The organism is Kitasatospora sp. NPDC127067 (genome assembly GCF_042724755.1).
GTDB classification, from domain to species: Bacteria; Actinomycetota; Actinomycetes; order Streptomycetales; family Streptomycetaceae; genus Kitasatospora; species Kitasatospora lactacystinica.
Genome location: NZ_JBHXEM010000017.1, coordinates 41964 through 60205, shown reverse-complemented (window position 1 = coordinate 60205; position 18242 = coordinate 41964). Strand labels below are relative to the sequence as shown.

The 18242-nt window shown below is 74.0% G+C and carries 13 protein-coding genes; 9 read left to right on the top strand and 4 right to left on the bottom strand.

Going from position 1 to position 18242, the window contains the following annotated elements; all coding sequences use genetic code 11:
- Positions 1-133: 133 nt before the first annotated feature.
- The 7 genes from ACFWJ4_RS10220 to ACFWJ4_RS10190 all read left to right on the top strand — a co-directional run bounded on the left by ACFWJ4_RS10220 (position 134) and on the right by ACFWJ4_RS10190 (position 10769).
- Positions 134-1141 (top strand): ATP-binding protein, encoded by a 1008-nt coding sequence (locus ACFWJ4_RS10220; protein ID WP_380541512.1) that lies wholly within the window; start codon positions 134-136, stop codon positions 1139-1141.
- Between the two features lie 476 nt (positions 1142-1617).
- A complete protein-coding gene (locus tag ACFWJ4_RS10215; RefSeq protein ID WP_380541510.1) occupies positions 1618-4050 on the top strand; it encodes a SulP family inorganic anion transporter in 2433 nt (810 codons plus the stop codon).
- 242 nt (positions 4051-4292) lie between these two features.
- Entirely contained in the window at positions 4293-6257 is a 1965-nt protein-coding gene (gene acs / locus ACFWJ4_RS10210; protein ID WP_380541507.1) for an acetate--CoA ligase, read from the top strand.
- Positions 6258-6730: 473 nt separating this feature from the next.
- Positions 6731-8137: a Na+/H+ antiporter NhaA gene (gene nhaA, locus ACFWJ4_RS10205; RefSeq protein ID WP_380541505.1), complete on the top strand. Its 1407-nt coding sequence runs from the start codon at positions 6731-6733 to the stop codon at positions 8135-8137.
- Between the two features lie 446 nt (positions 8138-8583).
- Positions 8584-9060 (top strand): phage holin family protein, encoded by a 477-nt coding sequence (locus ACFWJ4_RS10200; protein ID WP_380541502.1) that lies wholly within the window; start codon positions 8584-8586, stop codon positions 9058-9060.
- A 154-nt stretch (positions 9061-9214) separates the two neighbouring features.
- Positions 9215-10345, top strand: a complete 1131-nt coding sequence (locus tag ACFWJ4_RS10195; RefSeq protein ID WP_380541499.1) for an alpha/beta fold hydrolase — start codon at positions 9215-9217, stop codon at positions 10343-10345.
- A 214-nt stretch (positions 10346-10559) separates the two neighbouring features.
- On the top strand, positions 10560-10769 hold the full coding sequence (locus tag ACFWJ4_RS10190) for a hypothetical protein (protein ID WP_359901994.1): 210 nt from the start codon (positions 10560-10562) through the stop codon (positions 10767-10769).
- 150 nt (positions 10770-10919) lie between these two features.
- Here the strand turns inward: ACFWJ4_RS10190 and ACFWJ4_RS10185 are convergent, their stop codons facing one another.
- From ACFWJ4_RS10185 to nth, 4 genes are all read right to left on the bottom strand, one after another.
- Positions 10920-11621, bottom strand: coding sequence for a metal-dependent hydrolase (locus ACFWJ4_RS10185; protein ID WP_359901991.1), 702 nt, complete (start codon positions 11619-11621; stop codon positions 10920-10922).
- A 205-nt stretch (positions 11622-11826) separates the two neighbouring features.
- Positions 11827-13014 carry a MarP family serine protease gene (locus ACFWJ4_RS10180; protein ID WP_380541496.1) on the bottom strand — a complete coding sequence of 396 codons (1188 nt, stop codon included), beginning with the start codon at positions 13012-13014 and terminating at the stop codon, positions 11827-11829.
- 46 nt (positions 13015-13060) lie between these two features.
- Positions 13061-13834, bottom strand: a complete 774-nt coding sequence (locus ACFWJ4_RS10175; protein ID WP_359901985.1) for a CoA pyrophosphatase — start codon at positions 13832-13834, stop codon at positions 13061-13063.
- The gene (gene nth, locus ACFWJ4_RS10170; protein WP_380357878.1) at positions 13831-14709 is read right to left on the bottom strand and encodes an endonuclease III; all 879 of its coding nucleotides are present in this window, start codon (positions 14707-14709) and stop codon (positions 13831-13833) included. The genes ACFWJ4_RS10175 and nth overlap by 4 nt, the downstream gene beginning before the upstream one ends.
- Positions 14710-14832: 123 nt before the next feature.
- On the opposite strand from nth, the gene ACFWJ4_RS10165 reads away from it, so the two are divergent.
- The gene (locus ACFWJ4_RS10165) at positions 14833-15447 is read left to right on the top strand and encodes a response regulator (RefSeq protein WP_380541493.1); all 615 of its coding nucleotides are present in this window, start codon (positions 14833-14835) and stop codon (positions 15445-15447) included.
- Between the two features lie 248 nt (positions 15448-15695).
- On the top strand, positions 15696-18224 hold the full coding sequence (locus ACFWJ4_RS10160; RefSeq protein WP_380541490.1) for an FtsX-like permease family protein: 2529 nt from the start codon (positions 15696-15698) through the stop codon (positions 18222-18224).
- Positions 18225-18242 lie beyond the last annotated feature (18 nt).

Sequence of the window (18242 nt, the reverse complement as noted above, 5' to 3'; positions counted from 1 at the left end):
GCGACGGAACCCAAACCCCGGCTAGCATGGCCACTATCGGAGACGATAACGATTTCCAACTAGGGGTCGCGGCGCGCGCACCCCGGGCACGCGGCCCGCAGCGAGGGCCCTGAGCGAGAGCCGGAGTCCCCAGATGAAGATCGCCTTCGTCGGCAAGGGCGGCAGCGGGAAGACCACGCTGTCCGCGCTGTTCATCCGCCACCTGGCGGCCATGGGCCGGCCGGTCGTCGCCGTGGACGCCGACATCAACCAACACCTCGGCCCCGCCCTGGGGCTGACCGACGATCAGGCCGCCGAACTGCCCCCGCTGGGCGGACACCTGCCGGAGATCAAGGAGTACCTGCGCGGCAGCAACCCGCTGATCCGCTCCTCCGACGAGATGATCAAAACCACGCCGCCCGGGCGCGGTTCGCGGCTGCTGCGGATCGTCGAGGAGAACCCGGTCTACGCCTCCTGCGCCCGCCCGATCGCACTGGACGAGGGCTCGGTACGGCTGCTGGCGACCGGCGCGTTCACCGAGGAGGACCTCGGGGTGGCCTGCTACCACTCCAAGGTCGGCGCGGTGGAGCTGCTGCTCAACCACCTGCTGGACGGCCCCGGCGAGTACCTGGTGACCGACATGACCGCGGGCTCGGACTCCTTCGCCTCCGGCCTGTTCACCCGCTTCGACCTGACCTTCCTGGTCGCCGAGCCGACCCGCAAGGGCATCTCCGTCTACCGCCAGTACAGGGACTACGCCCGCGACTTCGGCGTGCAGCTGCGAGTGGTCGGCAACAAGGTGCAGGGCCCGGACGACCTGGCCTTCCTGCGCCGCGAGGTCGGCGCCGACCTGCTCACCACCTTCGGGCAGTCGGACTGGGTGCGCCGTCTGGAGCAGGGCGCCGAACCGCCGCTGAAGACCCTGGAGCCGGCCAACCGGGCCGTGCTGGAGGAGCTGCGGTTCGAGGCCGACGCGGCGTACGGGCGGCGGGACGCGCGCCGCTACACCGAGCAGGCGGTGCTCTTCCACCGCCGCAACGCGGAGAGTTGGGCCAACTCCAAGGTCGGCATCGACCTCGCGACACAGGTGGACGAGGAGTTCGTCCTCGGCGGGTTCGCGGACGACGGCGGGCGCGCGGCCCCGGCGGGCGCCCACGTCTGACCCGCACCACCGCAGCCGAACGGGCCGCGGCCTCCCCACCCCGGGAGGCCGCGGCCCGTTCGCCGTGCGCGCTCCCGCCCCGGGACCGCTCCCGCTCCCGGCGCCGCCCCCGGCCGGCCGGTGCCACGACCCCTGCCACCAGCAGATTCCCGACCGTTCGGCCACCACCCATTGGGGTGAATCAGGGGGTTTTCCGCTTCCCTCCCGGAACCACGCTGTGCAAAGCTTTCATTACCCTCGGTTTACCGAGTCTTGATGGTTCGCCCGGCGGCCCCCGGTGAGACGTCCCGCACCTCGCCCGGAGCCCTGGCGGGCCTGATGGTCAACGCCGGCCGGTGACACCCGCACTCCCCCGCCGCGCCCACGCCATCCCGCCACACCGTCGCGACCCACGACAGCCGATCCGCCCCGGAGCCCCACCCCGGACTCACCGCCGGACCTGACTGCGTTCGCTCCCCCGGACAGACGGGAAGACAATGACCCTCGACATCTCCAGCGCCCCCATCGCCTCCGACACCACCGACCACGCACCGCCGGGCCCGGCCCCCCGGATCCGGTGGGCCCAGGACCTCTCCGCGTCCCTCGTGGTCTTCCTCATCGCCGTGCCGTTCTCCCTCGGCATCGCGCTCGCCACCGGCGCCCCGCTCACCGCCGGCCTGGCCGCCGCGGCCGTGGGCGGGATCGTGGTCGGGCTGTTCGGCGGCACACCGCTCCAGGTCAGCGGCCCCTCGGCGGCACTGACGGTGATCACCGCCGGGCTGATCGCCCGGTACGGCTGGCAGGCCACCTGCGCCATCACCGTCGCCGCCGGCCTGCTCCAACTCCTCCTCGGCGCACGTCGGGTGGCCCGGACGGCGCTCGCCGTCTCACCCGCGATCGTGCACGGCATGCTGGCCGGGGTCGGGATCACCATCGCGATCGCGCAGCTCCACGTCGTCCTGGGCGGCTCACCGCAGAGCTCCGCGATCGCCGACATCCTGGCCCTTCCCGGCCAGTTGTCCGGCCCGCACCCGGCCGCGGTGCTGGCCGGCACGGTGACCGTCGCCGTCCTGGTCGGCTGGCCCCGGCTCGGCCGACTCCCCGGCCGTGCCGGCGAGTTCGGCGCCCGGCTGACCAAGGTGCCCGGCCCGCTGGCCGGGGTCGCGCTGGCCACCGCCCTCGTCCTCGCCCTGGACCTGCGGCTCGCCCACATCGAGCTGCCCGCCTGGCGCCCGCAGTCGCTCCTGCCCGCGCTTCCGCACGGCCCGGTCCTCGGGTTGCTCGCCGCCGTCCTCACCGTCACCGCCGTGGCCAGCGTGGAGTCGCTGCTGTCCGCCGTCGCGATCGACCGGATGTCCCGGCGCACCGGCGACCTCGACCGCGAACTGCGCGGCCAGGGCCTCGCCAACCTGGTGAGCGGCCTGGTCGGCGGACTGCCGGTCGCCGGGGGCGCGGTGCGCGGCACCGCCAACGTGCGGGCCGGTGGCCGGACCAGGTGGGCCTCGGTGCTGCACGGCGTCTGGGTGCTGGCCGCCGCGCTGGCGCTGACCGGCGGGCTGCGCCACATCCCGCTGGCCGCGCTCGCCGCGCTGGTGCTGGCGGTCGGGCTGCAGATGGTGAGCTTCGCGCACATCCGCAGGGTGCACCGGCACCGCGAGTTCCCCGTCTACCTGATCACCGTGCTCGGCGTGGTGGCCGCCGGCGTGCTGTGGGGCGTCGCGATCGGCGCCGGCACCGCCGTACTGCTCGCCCTCTACCGGCTGACCCGCGCCCACGTGGACGTGGAGACCGGCCCCGACGGGACGGTCACCGTCCGGACGCACGGCCCGCTCACCTTCACCGCCGTGCCCCGGCTCAGCCGGGCGCTGGCCGGCATCCCCGCCGGGGCCGAGGTCACGGTGATCCACGACGGCTCCTTCCTGGACCACGCCGCGTACGAGACGCTGCACACCTGGCGGGCCGCGCACCAGGACGCGGGCGGCCGGGTCTCGATGGTGACGCGCCGCCAGGACGACGAAGTGCTGGACCCGGACGGCACCGTGCGCGCGGGCAGTTCACCGGGCCCGCACCGGTGCCGGGCCTGGACGCCCTGGGTCGGCCACCACTGCATCGATCAGCAGGAGGACCCGCACGGCCGACTGCTGGACGGAGTCCGGGTGTTCCAGCTGCACACCGCCCCGCTGATCAGGCCGGAACTCGCCCGGCTGGCCCGCGAGGGGCAGGCGCCCTCCCAGCTCTTCCTGACCTGCGCGGACTCCCGGATGGTCACCAGCATGATCACCAACAGCGGCCCCGGCGACCTGTTCACCGTGCGCAACGTGGGCAACCTGGTGCCGGCCCCGCACGAACCCGGAGCGGCCGACGACTCGGTGGCCGCCGCGGTGCAGTACGCGGTCGAGGTGCTGGAGGTCCGCTCGATCACGGTCTGCGGCCACTCCGGCTGCGGCGCGATGAAGGCCCTGCTGGACGGCGTGCACGAGCGCCCCGGGCCGCCCACCCCGCTGGCCCGCTGGTTGCGCAACGGCCGCGGCTCGCTGGACCGGCTCCGACGCGTCCCGGCGGAGTTCGCCGCCCGGCCGGCGGTGGACGTCGTGGAGCAGCTCTGCATCACCAACGTGGTCCAGCAGCTGGACCAGTTGATGGCGAACCCGGCGGTGGAGCGCCGGGTCGAGGAGGGCACCCTGCGGCTGGTCGGGATGTACTTCGACTTCGCGACGGCCCAGGCCTACGTCCTGGACCGGGCCGCCGGGACGTTCAGTCCGATCGAGGCCCGCACCGGCACTCGCACGAACGGAATCGAACACCACGCCGAGGACCCCACTGGGGCCGACCCCGAGGGCCGGCCGAACACAGCATCGGCCGAACGGGTGAATGGGGATGATCGGCTTCCGCCCGGGGACGGCGGGGAGGGCCCCCGACTGGCCGCCTGAGAGCCGGGTCCGTGTCCCCGCCGGGCGGGCCGGGGCACGGGCCCACCCACCCCCGAACGGCCGTCCGGTCCGCCACGGTGGATCGGACGCGAACCCGGTCGGCCAACGGTCAAAGGTCTACACCAATTCCCAGGAGCCTCTTGTCAACTGCCCCGTTCGCCTGGTGAGCTGTGCGCTGGGACACACGGGACAATCCCCACGCACGGGAACGCCCCCGATCATGACTCGATGAGGAGTGCGCGTTGAGCAACGAGAGCCTGGCCAACCTGCTCAAGGAGGAGCGGCGCTTCGCCCCGCCGGCAGAGCTCGCCGCAGCCGCCAACGTCACCGCGGCCGCGTACGCGCAGGCCTCCGAGGACCGTCTGGGCTTCTGGGCCGAGCAGGCCCGTCGCCTCACCTGGGCCGTCGAGCCGACCGAGACCCTCGACTGGTCCAACCCTCCCTTCGCCAAGTGGTTCGCCGACGGCAAGCTCAATGTCGCGTACAACTGCGTCGACCGCCACGTGGAGAACGGCCTGGGCGACCGGGTCGCGATCCACTTCGAGGGCGAGCCCGGCGACGGCCGTTCGATCACCTACGCCCAGCTCAAGGACGAGGTCTCGCAGGCGGCCAACGCACTGCTGGAGCTCGGTGTCCGCAAGGGCGACCGGGTCGCCGTCTACCTGCCGATGATCGCCGAGGCGGTCGTCGCGATGCTCGCCTGCGCCCGGATCGGCGCCACCCACTCGGTGGTCTTCGGCGGCTTCTCCTCCGACGCCGTCGCCTCCCGCATCCAGGACGCCCAGGCCAAGCTCGTCATCACCGCCGACGGCGGCTACCGCCGGGGCAAGCCCTCCGCCCTGAAGCCGGCCATCGACGAGGCGCTCACCAAGGTCGACGGCGTCGAGCACGTCCTGGTGGTCCGCCGCACCGAGCAGGACGTCCCGTGGACCGAGGGCCGCGACGTCTGGTGGCACGAGATCACCGCGCGCCAGTCCACCGAGCACACCCCCGAGGCGCACGACGCCGAGCACCCGCTGTTCATCCTCTACACCTCGGGCACCACCGGTAAGCCCAAGGGCATCCTGCACACCTCGGGCGGCTACCTCACCCAGGCCAGCTACACCCACCACGCGGTCTTCGACCTCAAGCCGGAGACCGACGTCTACTGGTGCACCGCCGACATCGGCTGGGTCACCGGCCACTCGTACATCGTCTACGGCCCGCTCTCCAACGGCGCCACCCAGGTCATCTACGAGGGCACCCCGGACACCCCGCACCAGGGCCGGTTCTGGGAGATCGTCCAGAAGTACGGCGTGACCATCCTCTACACCGCGCCGACCGCGATCCGCACCTTCATGAAGTGGGGCGACGACATCCCCGCGAAGTTCGACCTGTCCTCGCTGCGGGTGCTGGGCAGCGTCGGCGAGCCGATCAACCCCGAGGCCTGGATCTGGTACCGCGAGCACATCGGCGGCGGCACCTGTCCGATCGTGGACACCTGGTGGCAGACCGAGACGGGCGCCATCATGATCAGCCCGCTGCCGGGCGTCACCGAGACCAAGCCGGGCTCGGCCCAGCGCGGCCTGCCGGGCATCGCGGCCACCGTGGTGGACGACAACGCCGTCGAGGTGCCGAACGGCTCCGGCGGCTACCTGGTGCTCACCGAGCCGTGGCCGTCCATGCTCCGCACCATCTGGGGCGACGACCAGCGCTACATCGACACCTACTGGTCGCGCTTCGAGGGCCGCTACTTCGCCGGCGACGGCGCCAAGAAGGACGAGGACGGGGACATCTGGCTGCTCGGCCGGGTGGACGACGTCATGCTCGTCTCGGGCCACAACATCTCCACCACCGAGGTCGAGTCGGCCCTGGTCGGCCACCCCTCGGTGGCCGAGTCCGCCGTGGTCGGCGCGACCGACGCCACCACCGGCCAGGCCATCGTCGCCTTCGTGATCCTGCGCGGCGGCGTCACCGAGAGCCCCGAGCTGGTCGAGGAGCTGCGGGCACACGTCGGCCGCACGCTCGGCCCGATCGCCAAGCCGAAGCAGATCAAGGTGGTCGGCGAGCTGCCGAAGACCCGCTCCGGCAAGATCATGCGCCGCCTGCTGCGTGACATCGCCGAGGGCCGCGAGGTCGGTGACACCACCACCCTGGCCGACAGCACGGTGATGAGCCAGATCCAGGCCCAGCTGCCGCCCTCCGACAACAGCAACGGCAACGGCTGAGCCCACGACGACGGCTGAGCCCGCGGCGCCGGCAACCGCCGAGCGCCACTGGGACGACGACTGTGCCCCGGGCGGTGATCACCGCCCGGGGCACAGTCGTCCCGTCAGTCACCCGTTCGGACAGCGAGGCCCACCCGGGCATCCCGCCTTCTCCCAGCGGCCCGGCCGCCGTCCGGTGCCGAGCCGCCGCTCGAGTACGGGGCCGCCCTTCCGGGTACGCGGCCGCCGTTCGAGCACGCGGCCGCCGTTCCGCGTACGGGCCGCTGCTCCCCCGGAGTGCGAAACCAGCCCGCAGGGATTAAGTCCTTTGTTAGGACAATCCGGATGTCACCCAAACGTCCCGCTAGACTATTAAGGACGCATCAAGATCCCTTGACGGGAGTCGCGGGCGTCACAGGGCGCGCCGGGAAGTCTGGTCGGCAACTGCACCACACGTGCATCCATTTGCCGCTCCCAGCCCCAGGAGGTCCCGCGTGACCGACCAGCCGCCCGTCCATGAGCCGACGACCCGCCGCCGGCAGTTCCTCGGCCGGCTGTCACTGCCCGAGCGCACCTTCATCACCGACGCCCTGCGCACCGAGACGGTCGGCGGCATGCTGCTGCTGGGCGCCGCCGTCGTCGCACTGATCTGGGCCAACGCCTGGCCGCAGGCCTACCAGAGCGTGCTCGACTACACCGTCGGCCCCTCCGCCCCGCTGCACCTGAACCTCTCCCTGGCCACCTGGGCCAAGGACGGCCTGCTGGCGATCTTCTTCTTCGTCGCCGGGATCGAGCTCAAACGCGAGTTCGTCGCGGGTGAGCTGCGCACGCCCAGTGCCGCGCTGCTGCCCGTGGTCGCCGCCGTCTGCGGGGTGGCGCTGCCCGCGATCCTCTTCGCCCTGGTGAACTCCGGCAGCGGCGGGCATCCCAATGGCTGGGCGATCCCGACCGCCACCGACATCGCCTTCGCACTCGGTGTGCTGGCCGTGGTCGGCAGCCACCTGCCGTCCCCGCTGCGCGCCTTCCTGCTCACCCTGGCGGTGGTCGACGACCTGATCGCGATCCTGATCATCGCGATCTTCTACAGCCACGGCATCAAGTTCTGGGCGCTCGGCCTTGCCTTCGTCGGGCTGGCGCTGTTCTGGTTCCTGCACCGGCGCGGCGTCCACGGCTGGTACCTCTTCGTGCCGCTGGCCTTCGTGACCTGGGCACTGATGCACGAGAGCGGCATCCACGCCACGGTGGCGGGCGTCGCGATGGGCCTGATGCTGCGCTGCCACCGGGAGGGCGACGAGCAGCACTCCCCCGGCGAGCACATCGAGCACCTGGTCCGCCCGCTCTCGGCCGGCCTCGCCGTCCCGCTGTTCGCGCTGTTCTCGGCCGGGGTGGCCGTCTCCGGCCCGAAACTGCGCGAGGTGTTCACCCAGGCCGCCCCGTTGGGCATCGTGATCGGCCTGCTGGTCGGCAAGTCGGTGGGCGTGTTCGGCGGGGCCTGGCTGACCGCCCGGTTCACCAGGGCCGAGCTGAACCCGCGGCTCAAGTGGGCCGACATGGTCGCGGTCTCGGTGCTCGCGGGCATAGGTTTCACCGTCTCGCTGCTGATCAGCGAGCTGGCCTTCCCGGACGACCCGGCGCTCGCCGCCCGGGCCAAGACGGCGGTACTGGTGGGCTCGGTGCTCGCCGCGGTCGTCGCCACGGTCCTGCTGAAGCTGCGCAACCGGCACTACCGCGAGCTGTGCGAGGAGGAGGACCGGGACGTGGACGGGGACGGCATCCCCGACATCTACCAGGAGGACGACCCGGCCTGGCAGGCCAGGGTCGGCGAGTCGCCCCGCCCGGCGGCCGGTGAGGAAGGCGACCCCGGCCCCGGCCACCAGGGCCGGCCCGGCCACACCGACTGAGACGCCCCGGCTGAAGCCCTGCCCGACGCCCCTGACCGAATCCCCTGCCCGAATCCCCTCCCCGACGCCCCTGCCCGACGCCCCTGCCCGAAGCCCCGGCTGGGGCGCCCCGGCGGAAGCCCCCGACCGAGGCCTCCCGGCCGGGGCCCCGGAAGGCCCTTCGGCCGGCACCCGGAGGACCGGGGCGGGGGAACGGTCCGGCGGGCCCGACCGAGGCACCCGAGGACCGGAACCACGACCTCCGGCAGGCCCCGGCGGAGGTGCCCGGAGCACCCCCGCCGCCGGGACACATCCCTCCGGCGGGGCCCCGGAGTGGTGTCCGACTGACCGGTAGGGGCATGATTCTGAGCTGTCGACAACCCACAGACGCCTCCGGACCCCCGCCGGCCCCGGAACCGCACACCCGCGGCGGCGTCACGCCGCACAGCCGCAGAGGAGAACCGCTGATGCCCGCAGGAGCCGCAGACCCGTCCAGCAACGGCCGGGTGCCCTACGAGGGCGAGCGTTCGGTGGGGCAGCTGTTCGCGGCGGCCACCGCCGACCTGTCCGCGCTGGTCCACGACGAGATCGCGCTCGCCAAGGCCGAGATCCGGGCGGACGTCAAGCGCGGCGTCTCCGGCGGCGTCTCGCTGATCGTCGCCGGTGTGGTGGCGCTGTTCTCCATCCCGATGCTGAGCGCCGCGGCGGCCTTCGGCATCCACGCGCTGGGCCTGTCGCTGGGCTGGTCCTTCCTGGTCGTGGCGGGCGCCTACCTGCTGCTCGCGGTGCTGCTCGGGATGCTGGCCTGGCGCTCGTTCAAGAAGATCGAGAAGCCGGTGCGCACCATCGAGGGCGCCCAGAGGACCGCCGACGTGCTGAAGAACGCCCGGCCGCGGCCGGCCACCCAGGAGGAGATCGACCGGGCCTTCGGTCGCATCCCGTAACCGACCCGGTGTCGGCGGGGCGCCGGTGACCGGCCCGGGCGGGCGGGGACGGCGCCGCGCCGTGAGCGGGGAGGGCCAGCCCCGGCGGGCTCCGAACCCGCCGACCACGAGTGCCGGGCACGTGTCCGGCGCCGGGATGTGACACGCTCTCGGTATGCCGCTTGACCAGAAGCCCGTGCCCGCGCAGCCGTCCGCCGAATCCGGCCCCGACTCCGGCGCCGGACTCACCCCCGAAGGCCCCGCCGGTCCCGAAGACCCCGGCTCCGCCCCCGGGGGCACCGGCCCGGCACCCGCGCGGAAGCCTGGGCGGGAGAGCGGGCGGGAGACCGGACGGGAAGCCTTCGCGGCGACCTCCTCCGGGGCCCCGGCCGCGGGCGACGCGGAGGCCTGGAGCATCCGGCAGGCCGGCCCTTGGACGCACCGCGACCTCGCGGCCAACGGCGCCCGCTTCCACATCGCCGAGCTGGGCTCCGGCCCGCTGGTGCTGCTGGTGCACGGCTGGCCCGAGTACTGGTGGGCCTGGCGCCACCAGCTGACCGCGCTCGCCGAGGCCGGCTACCGGGCGGTGGCGCTCGACCTGCGCGGCATCGGCGGCAGCGACCGCACCCCGCGCGGGTACGACCCGGGCAACCTCGCCCTGGACATCACCGGGGTGATCCGCTCGCTCGGCGAGCGCCGGGCGCACCTGGTCGGGCACGCCTCCGGCGGCACCCTGGCCTGGGTCGCGGCCGTGATGCGGCCGTCCGTCATCCAGAGCCTCACCGTGGTCTCCACCGCGCACCCGCGGGACCTGCGCCGGGCGCTGCTGACCGACCGCCGGCAGTTCGCCGCCTTCGAGCACGTGCTGGGCTTCCAGCGGCCGTGGATACCGGAGCGCCGGCTGGTCGCCGACGACGCCGAGCAGGTCGGCCGCTACCTGACCTCCTGGACCGGTCCGAACGGCCTGGACGAGGCCGCGCTGCACGCGTACCGGCAGGCGATCCAGATCCCCAGCACGGCGCACTGCTCGATCGAGCCGTACCGCTGGCTGCTGCGCTCCTTGGCCCGGCCGGACGGCATCCAGTTCGCCCGGCGGATGAAGAAGCCGATCACCGCGCCGACCCTGCACGTCCAGGGCGCCGCGGACCCGGTGCTGCTGTCGCACACCGCGCTCGGCGGCGGCGAGTACGTGGCGGCGCCGTACCGCTGGCGGCTGCTGCCGGACGTCGGGCACTTCCCGCACGAGGAGGCGCCGGAGGAGTTCACCGCCGAGCTGCTGGACTGGGTCGGCCGCCACAAGGAGTGACCCCGGACGCGGCCGGACGCAACCGTACGGCCGCGCGGAGCCGGGGATCCCGTACGCGGCCGGAAGCGGCCGTACGTGCGGTCGGACGCTCGGCCGACCGGAAGGGCTCTCGGGCCCAACTCCCTTATATTGACGCTCATATGACAACCGCATAGGCCAATTTCGGCGAGGCCCGGGCGGTTACCTCCACCGGCCCAGGGGCATCCATTCCGGTATGAGTTGGATGCCCGAAAGCGGCGGCGCCCCGCGCGGCCGACGTCACAACAGCCCCCAGCGCTCCGCCCACCGGCCCGACCGGGCGGACGACCTCGGCTTCGACGGCCCCGACGGCCGCCGGCGCACGGAGCGGCGGCAGCTCGGCATCCCCCGCATCCTCGGCCGGCGCGCCCGCTGGGTGGGCGCACGGCTGCGGCGCGAGACCTGAGGCCCCGCGCCGCATCTCATCGCCCGGCACAGCGAGCACCGGTGCGCCGAGCACCGGTGCGCCGAGCACCGATAAGCCGAGCACCGATAAGCCGGGTGCCGGCGCGCCGAGCACCGATGCGCCCGGTGCCGGTCGACCGGCACGGCCCGTTCAGTTCACGATCGTCGGCGACAGCGCGGTGAACCAGAGCAGGACGAAGGTCGCCACCGACATGATCGGCACCAGCACCTTGGTCTCGACGCTGTTGCCGCTGCGCTTGATCAGCACGACCTCGTAGCGCTCCTTGTGCGGCCAGAGCAGCGGCGCGCCCTTCTTGGTCAGGCAGTCGCCGAGCAGGTGCGCCAGCGTGCCCAGCGCCACCGCGTACGGCAGCCAGCCGGGCGAGTTGGGCATCCAGGTGTTCATCCCGAAGGTGCCGAGCGCGGCCAGGCCGATGACGGTGATCCAGGCCTCCGGGCCGTCGCCCGGCGGGCAGAGCCGCAGGGCCCGGATCGCGAGCGCCAGCAGGAAGAAGGTCAGTCCGAGGGTGAAGTTGCGCCCCAGGTAGGTGACCCCGGCCCAGGTGCCGGCGCCCATCAGCGCGACGAACAGCAGCGAATGGGTGGCGTGCCGGTGGCCGCCGGAGATCCAGGCCACGAAGCGGCAGAGCACCTTGGAGACGGGGCCGAGGAAGTTGGCGATCGAGCCGTCGTGGTGGTCGAGGTCCGGCAGCAGGGCCGCGCCCGCGCACAGCACCGTGCCCATCAGTATGTCCGCCGGCTGCAGGGTGGTGTGCAGGAGCAGCGGGGGCAGGAAGGGAGCCGAGGCCGCGTACAGCATCGCCCCGCTCACCGCGTGCGAGTGACCCATCATCGGACTGCCACGACCTCTCGTCGGGCCCACGCCGGGACGGCGCCCGGTTGAGCCGAACGGGTGAGCGCGGCCGAGGCTACCAGGGCTGCCTGACGGGGCGACGGATATCGGACGGACCGGCCCGGCGCGCCCTCCCGGCCACAGCCCGACCCAGCCCCAGCCCCAGCCCCAACCCCCACCCCGGCCCCGCCCCCGCCGGCACCCGTCAGAGCGCGCACCCCTGGGTGTCCGCCCGGCCGGTCGCGGCGCCGCCCCGCTCGACGTCCTCGCGCACCTCGGCCGCGGTCAGCACATAGCCGGTGTCCGCGCTGTCCAGCGACTTGGCGAAGACCACGCCGTACACCTCGCCGTCCGGGGTGAGCAGCGGGCCGCCGCTGTTGCCCTGCCGGACCACCGAGCGCACCGAGTAGACGTCGCGGACCACCTGGCCGCGGTGGTAGATGTCCGGGCCGTTGGCCTGGATCCGGCCGCGGATGCGGGCCGGCTGGACGTTGAAGGCCCCGTTCTCCGGGAAGCCCGCCACGATCGCGCTGTCGTTGGTCTTCGCCTCGCCGGCGAAGGTCAATGCGGGCGCGTTCAGCTTGGGCACGTCCAGGACGGCGATGTCGCGCTGCCAGTCGTAGCGGACCACCGTCGCGTCGTACAGCTGGCCGACCCCGCCGATCTGCACGGTCGGCTCGTTGACCCCGCCGACCACGTGGGCGTTGGTCATCACCCGGTGCGGGGCGAAGACGAAGCCGCTGCCCTCCAGGGTCTTGCCGCAGGAGGTCGCCGTGCCGACCACCTTGACCAGGCTCTGCCGGGCCCGCGTCACCGCCGGGCTGTTGGCCAGCGCGGGGTCGGGGGTGTCGACCTGGGTGATCGGCTCGTGCTCGAAGGGGTTGAAGACCTGCGGGAAGCCGTTGCGGGCGAGCACCTTGGAGAAGTCCGAGAACCAGTTCGGCGCGTCGCCGGGCAGCGCGTTCTGCACCCCGCCGAGGACCGCCGAGGAGCGCACCTGCTTGGAGACCGTCGGCAGCGACGCCCCGGCCAGTGCCGAACCGATCAGCCAGGCCACCAGCAGCATCGAGACGACGTTCACCACCGCGCCGCCGCTCGCGTCCAGCACCCGGGCCGGGCGGCGCCCGATGTGTCCGCGCAGCTTCCAGCCGAAGTGCGCGGTGATCGCCTGGCCGATCGCGGCGAGGACGATCACCACCACGACGGCCACCACCGAGGCCGTGGTGCCCGGGCCGATGTGGTCGAGCACCAGCAGCGGCAGCAGCTCGACGGCGAGCAGGCCGCCGCCGAGGAAGCCGACCAACGAGAGCACGCCGACCACGAAGCCCTGCCGATAGCCCGACACGGCGAATGCCACGGCCGCGGCGATCAGCAGCACATCCAGGACGTTCACTCGGACACCCTCCCACGGTCCGCGCGCCGCACGCGCCGACGTCCGGTCACGAAGCGTCGGCGTCGCCGCCCGGCAGCACCCGGGAGTGTTCGAGGTCTCCCTGGACCAGGGCCAGCGCGTCGTCCGAGAGGTCGACGATCCGGGACGGATCCCAGGGCAGTTCCAGGCCGCCGTGGTGCAGCACCCGGTCGATCACCCCGGCGGTGAAGCCCCAGACCAGCCGCCCGGCGACCGCGAAGGCCGGCCCGATGTGCCCCGACGGGTGGCGCAGCCGCACCCGGTTCGCCGGGTCGGCCAGCTCCGTGATCGTGACCCGGAACACCGCGCCGGTCTCGGCCGCGTCCACCGGGCGCACCGGCGTCTCCTCGCGCCACCAGCCGAGCACCGGGGTCACCACGAAGCTGCTCACCGGGATGTACAGCCGGGGCAGCTCCGCGAACACCTGCACCCCGGCCGGGTCCAGGCCGGTCTCCTCCCAGGCTTCGCGCAGCGCCGCCGCGATCGGGCCCGGGCCGTTCGGATCGCCGTCCTCCGGGTCCAGCACACCGCCGGGGAAGGACGGCTGGCCGGCGTGCGAGCGCAACGAGCGGGCCCGCTCGATCAGCAGCAGGTCCGGACCCTCCGGTCCCTCGCCGAACAGCATCAGCACGGCCGCCGGCCGGCCGCCCTCGGCCGGTGGCAGGAAGCGGCTCAGCTGCTCCGGCAGCACCCGCTCGGCCGCCTCCCGGACCGGTTCCAGCCAGCTCGGCAGCCCGTCCGGCTCGATGCCCCGCGCCACTCCCCCGGCCTCCGGCCCGGGGTGGCCCCACCGCCCGCTCATGCGTCCACCGCCAGGTCCGCGACGTGCCCGTGGTGGCCGGCGGCGTCCGCGCGGGCGGCCGCCTCGCCGGGGAAGTCGGCCGGCGGCCGCAGCCGCTGCCCGGGCCGGCCGCCCATCTCGTACTTCAACAGCTTGCGTGCCTTCTCCGGGTCGGTCTCCCCCTCGCCGTACGAGGGGCAGAGCGGCGCGATCGGGCAGGCGCCGCAGGCGGGCTTCTGGGAGTGGCAGATCCGGCGGCCGTGGAAGACCACCCGGTGCGAGAGCATCGTCCACTCCGACTTCGGGAAGATCTCGGCGACGGCCGCCTCGACCTTCACCGGGTCCTCCTCCGTGGTCCAGCCGAACCGCCGGACCAGCCGCCCGAAGTGGGTGTCCACCGTGATGCCGGGGACCCCGAAGGCGTTGCCGAGGACGACGTTGGCGGTCTTGCGGCCGACGCCGGGCAGGGTCACCAGGTCGGCCAGCCGGCCGGGGACCTCGCCGCCGAACTCGTCGCGCAGCGCTATCGAGAGGCCCAGGAGCGACTTCGCCTTGTTCCGGAAGAAGCCGGTCGGGCGGATGATCTCCTCCAGCTCCTCCGGGTTCGCCGCCGCCATGTCCTCCGGCGTCGGGTACTTCGCGAACAGCGCCGGGGTGGTCTGGTTCACCCGCAGGTCGGTGGTCTGCGCCGACAGCACGGTGGCCACCAGCAGTTGGAACGGGTTCTCGAAGTCCAGCTCCGGATGCGCGTACGGGTACAGCTCCGCCAGCTCGCGGTTGATCCGCCGGGCCCGCCGCACCATCGCCAGGCGCGATTCCGGCTTCCTCGGCTTCACCGCCGCCTTCTTCGCCACCGGCTCCTGCGCCGCGGCCTTCCGGACCTTGCTCTCTGCCATGCACGAAGGCTACGCCGACCGGCGGACCGCTCGCGGCCGATCAAGCACGGAAACCGGTCCTGGCAAGGCCTGTTGTCTAATGAAGTCCGCCCGTGGCCGTCACCTGACAGGGGGAGAGTACGGATGATCAGGGTCCTGCTGGCAGAGGACATGAGCATGGTGCGCGGCGCGCTGGTGGCCCTCCTCGCGTACGAGGAGGACCTGGAGGTCGTCGCCGACGTGGAGCGCGGGGACCTGGTGGTGCCGACCGCCCTGGAGGTGCGCCCGGACGTCGCGGTGCTCGACATCGACCTGCCCGGACTGGACGGGCTGCGGGCGGCGGCCGAACTGCACGAGAAGCTCCCCGGGTGCCGGACGCTGGTCCTCACCGGGCTGGTGCGACCCGCCCACCTGCGCGCCGCGTTCTCCGCCCGCGCGCTCGGCTTCCTCGGGAAGGACGCCCCGGCGCAGGAACTGGCGGCGGCGATCCGCAAGGTGGCCGCCGGCGAGCGCGTCGTCGACCCGGAGCTGGCGCTGGCCGCCCTGGACACCCGGGAGAACCCGCTGACACCCCGGGAGTCGGAGGTCCTGCGGCTCGCGGCGCAGGGGGACTCCGCCACCGAGATCGCCGGCCGGCTGTTCATCTCCACGGGCACCGCGCGCAACCACCTGGCCGCCGCGGTGGCCAAGACCGGGGGCCGCGGCCGGGTCGACGCGATCCGGATCGCCGAGGAGATGGGCTGGCTGCCGACGGCGTAGCCCCCGGCACTCCCCGCGCCGCCCGCCCCACGCCACGCGCCACGCGCTTCGGCGACCGGCACCCCAACACCCGGGCAGTACGGCCCCGCCGGTTCGACGGACCGTGCGTTTCGCATGGATCCGCCCGTGGACGGCCCACAGACCAGCTCAACGAGGCCTCCCTTCGTCGACGAACCGGAATCCGGCCGATGCCGCCGGAGCTACGCTCGCGATGTCATCGAGGGCGAACCACCGGGGGGTCGAGCCACGTGTTGAAGCTGGCCTGGCGAACGGTGCGGGCCCGGAAGGCGGGCTTCGCCGGCGCCTTCACCGCGCTCGTCTGCGCCCTGGTCCTGACCGTCGCCTGCGGGGTCCTGCTGGAGTCCGCCCTGCGCGCGGGCACCCCCACCGAGCGCTGGGCCGGGGCCCCGGTGGTGGTCGGCGACGGCACCCGCATCCCGGACGCCGGACCGCTGACCGCGGAACTCGCCCGGCTGCCCGGCGTCACGGCCGCAGTCCCGGAGGTCTCCTTCCCGGCGGCCGTGGTCACCGCCTCCGGGCAGGTCCTCACCGGACCGCAGGGCGGCCCCTCGCTCGGGCACTCCTGGACGAGCGCCGCCCTCACCCCGTTCCGGCTGACCGCCGGCCGCGCCCCGACCGGGCCGGACGAGGTGGTCCTCGACACCGCGACGGCCGCCCGCGCCGGGGTCACGGTCGGCGGCACCGTACGGCTGGCCACCACCGAGGCGCCGCGCGGCTACACCGTGGCCGGACTGGCCGCAGCACCACAGGAGTTGGCCCGTCAGAGCGCGCTCTTCCTCAGCCCCGGGCAGGCCGCCCGGCTCGCCGGGACGGCGGCCGGCGCGGACGCGATCGGGCTCACCGTGCGGGAGGGGACCGACCTGCGGGCACCGGCCGAGCAGGCCCGGCAGGTACTCGCCGAGGCACGGGACCGCGCCGGCGTACCGGACTGGTCCGGACCCCGGGTGCACACCGGCGACGAGCGGGGCGAGCTGGAGTTCTCCGGCGCTCCCGGGCCCGGCGACGGCCTCTCGTCGCTGGCCGGGACGACGGGCGTGCTGTCGCTGTTCGTCGCGGCCTTCGTGGTCGCGGGGGCGCTCGCGCTCTCCGTCCAGCAGCGGCTGCGCGAGATGGCCCTGCTGCGGGCGGTCGGCGCCACCACCGGACAGGTGCGGCGGATGATCGCCCTGGAGACGCTGGTGCTGACCCTCGCGGCCGCGGTCGTCGGCCTCCCCGCCGGGACCGGCCTCGCCGCGCTGCTGCGGGGCGAACTGGTCGACCGCGGGGTGGTCGGCTCGGACGTGCCGCTGCACATCGGGCCGACCGCCCCGCTGGTCGTCCTCGGCGGCGTCGTCGTCACCGCGCAGCTGGCCGTCGCGGCCGCCGCGCGCCGGGCCTCCCGGGTCGAGCCCACCCGGGCGCTGCGCGACGCCTCGGCGCCGCCGCCCGGCATCGGCCGGATCCGGACCGGGCTCGGGCTCGTGACGCTCGCCGGGTCCGGCGCGGTGCTGGCCGACTCGACCGACGGCCACCGCGGGGCGGGGACGGCCGAGAGCATGGTGCTGGTGCTGCTGCTCGGGGTGGCCCTGCTCGGACCGCTGATCGGCCGGGTCGCGAGCGTGGCGATCGGCGGGCCGGTGGGCCGGCTCTTCCCGGCGGCCGGCTTCCTCGCCTCGGCCGCGCTGCGGGCCCAGCCGCGCCGCTTCGCCGCCGCCGTCACCCCGCTGGTGCTGGCGGTGGCCTTCACCGGCACGGTGCTGTTCGTCCCGGTGGTCAAGGCCCGGGCCACCGCGGCCGAGGACGGCCGACGGCTGCTGGCCGACCACGTGGTCCAGGCCGTCGGGATCGGCCTGCCGCCGGAATTCACCGCCGCGGTACGGCGGTTGCCGGGCGTCGCGGCGGCCGACGGCACGGTCTCCACGACCGTCCGAGCCTCCGTCGGGGACGTCGACCAGTACGGGCTGAACGCCCGGATCGTCGAGCCGCAGGGGCTGGCGGAGCTGGTCGACCCGGGGGTGACGGCCGGCTCGTTGGACGGGCTGCGCGGCGCGGACATCGCGCTGGGGCAGCGGACGGCCGCCGCGCTCAAGGCCGGCGTCGGCACCACCGTCCGGATCGAATGGCCGGACGGCACCGGCAGCACCGCGACGGTGGCCGCCGTGTACGACCGCGACGCGCGGTTCGCGGACGCCCTGCTGCCCGCCCCCTTCGCCGCCGCCCACGCCCCGGACCCGCTCACGCCGACCGTCCTGGTCCGTACCACCCCCGGAACCGACCCCCGGCAGGTCGGCCGGGAACTCCACGACCTCACCGCGGCCTACCCGATGGCCCGGGTCGGCGACCGGGCCGAGTACGACGCGGCCCGCCGACAGCGGCAGGAGTCCGCCACCGCGGTCGGACGGCTACTGCTCGGCATGATCGGCCTGTTCACCGCGATCGCCGTGGTCAACACCCTGGTGATGGCCACCGGCGAGCGGCAGCGCGAGTTCGCGCTGCTGCGGCTGGTGGGCACCACGCGGCCGCAGGTGCTGCGGATGGCGGCCTGGGAGGGCGGGATCACGGTCGCGGTGGCCCTCGCCCTCGGTACGGCGGTCACCGCCGCCGTGCTGGTCCCGGTCAGCCTGGCGCTCACCGGGACGGCCTGGCCCGCGCCGCCCGGGAGTTGGGTGGCCGCGGTGCTGGGCGGGGCGGCGCTGCTGGGGATGGGCACCGTCCTGCTGACCACCCGGCTGGCGCTGCGCCGGAAGCCGGTCGAGACGACGGGGATGCGCGAGTAGCGGCCCGGACCCCGGCCA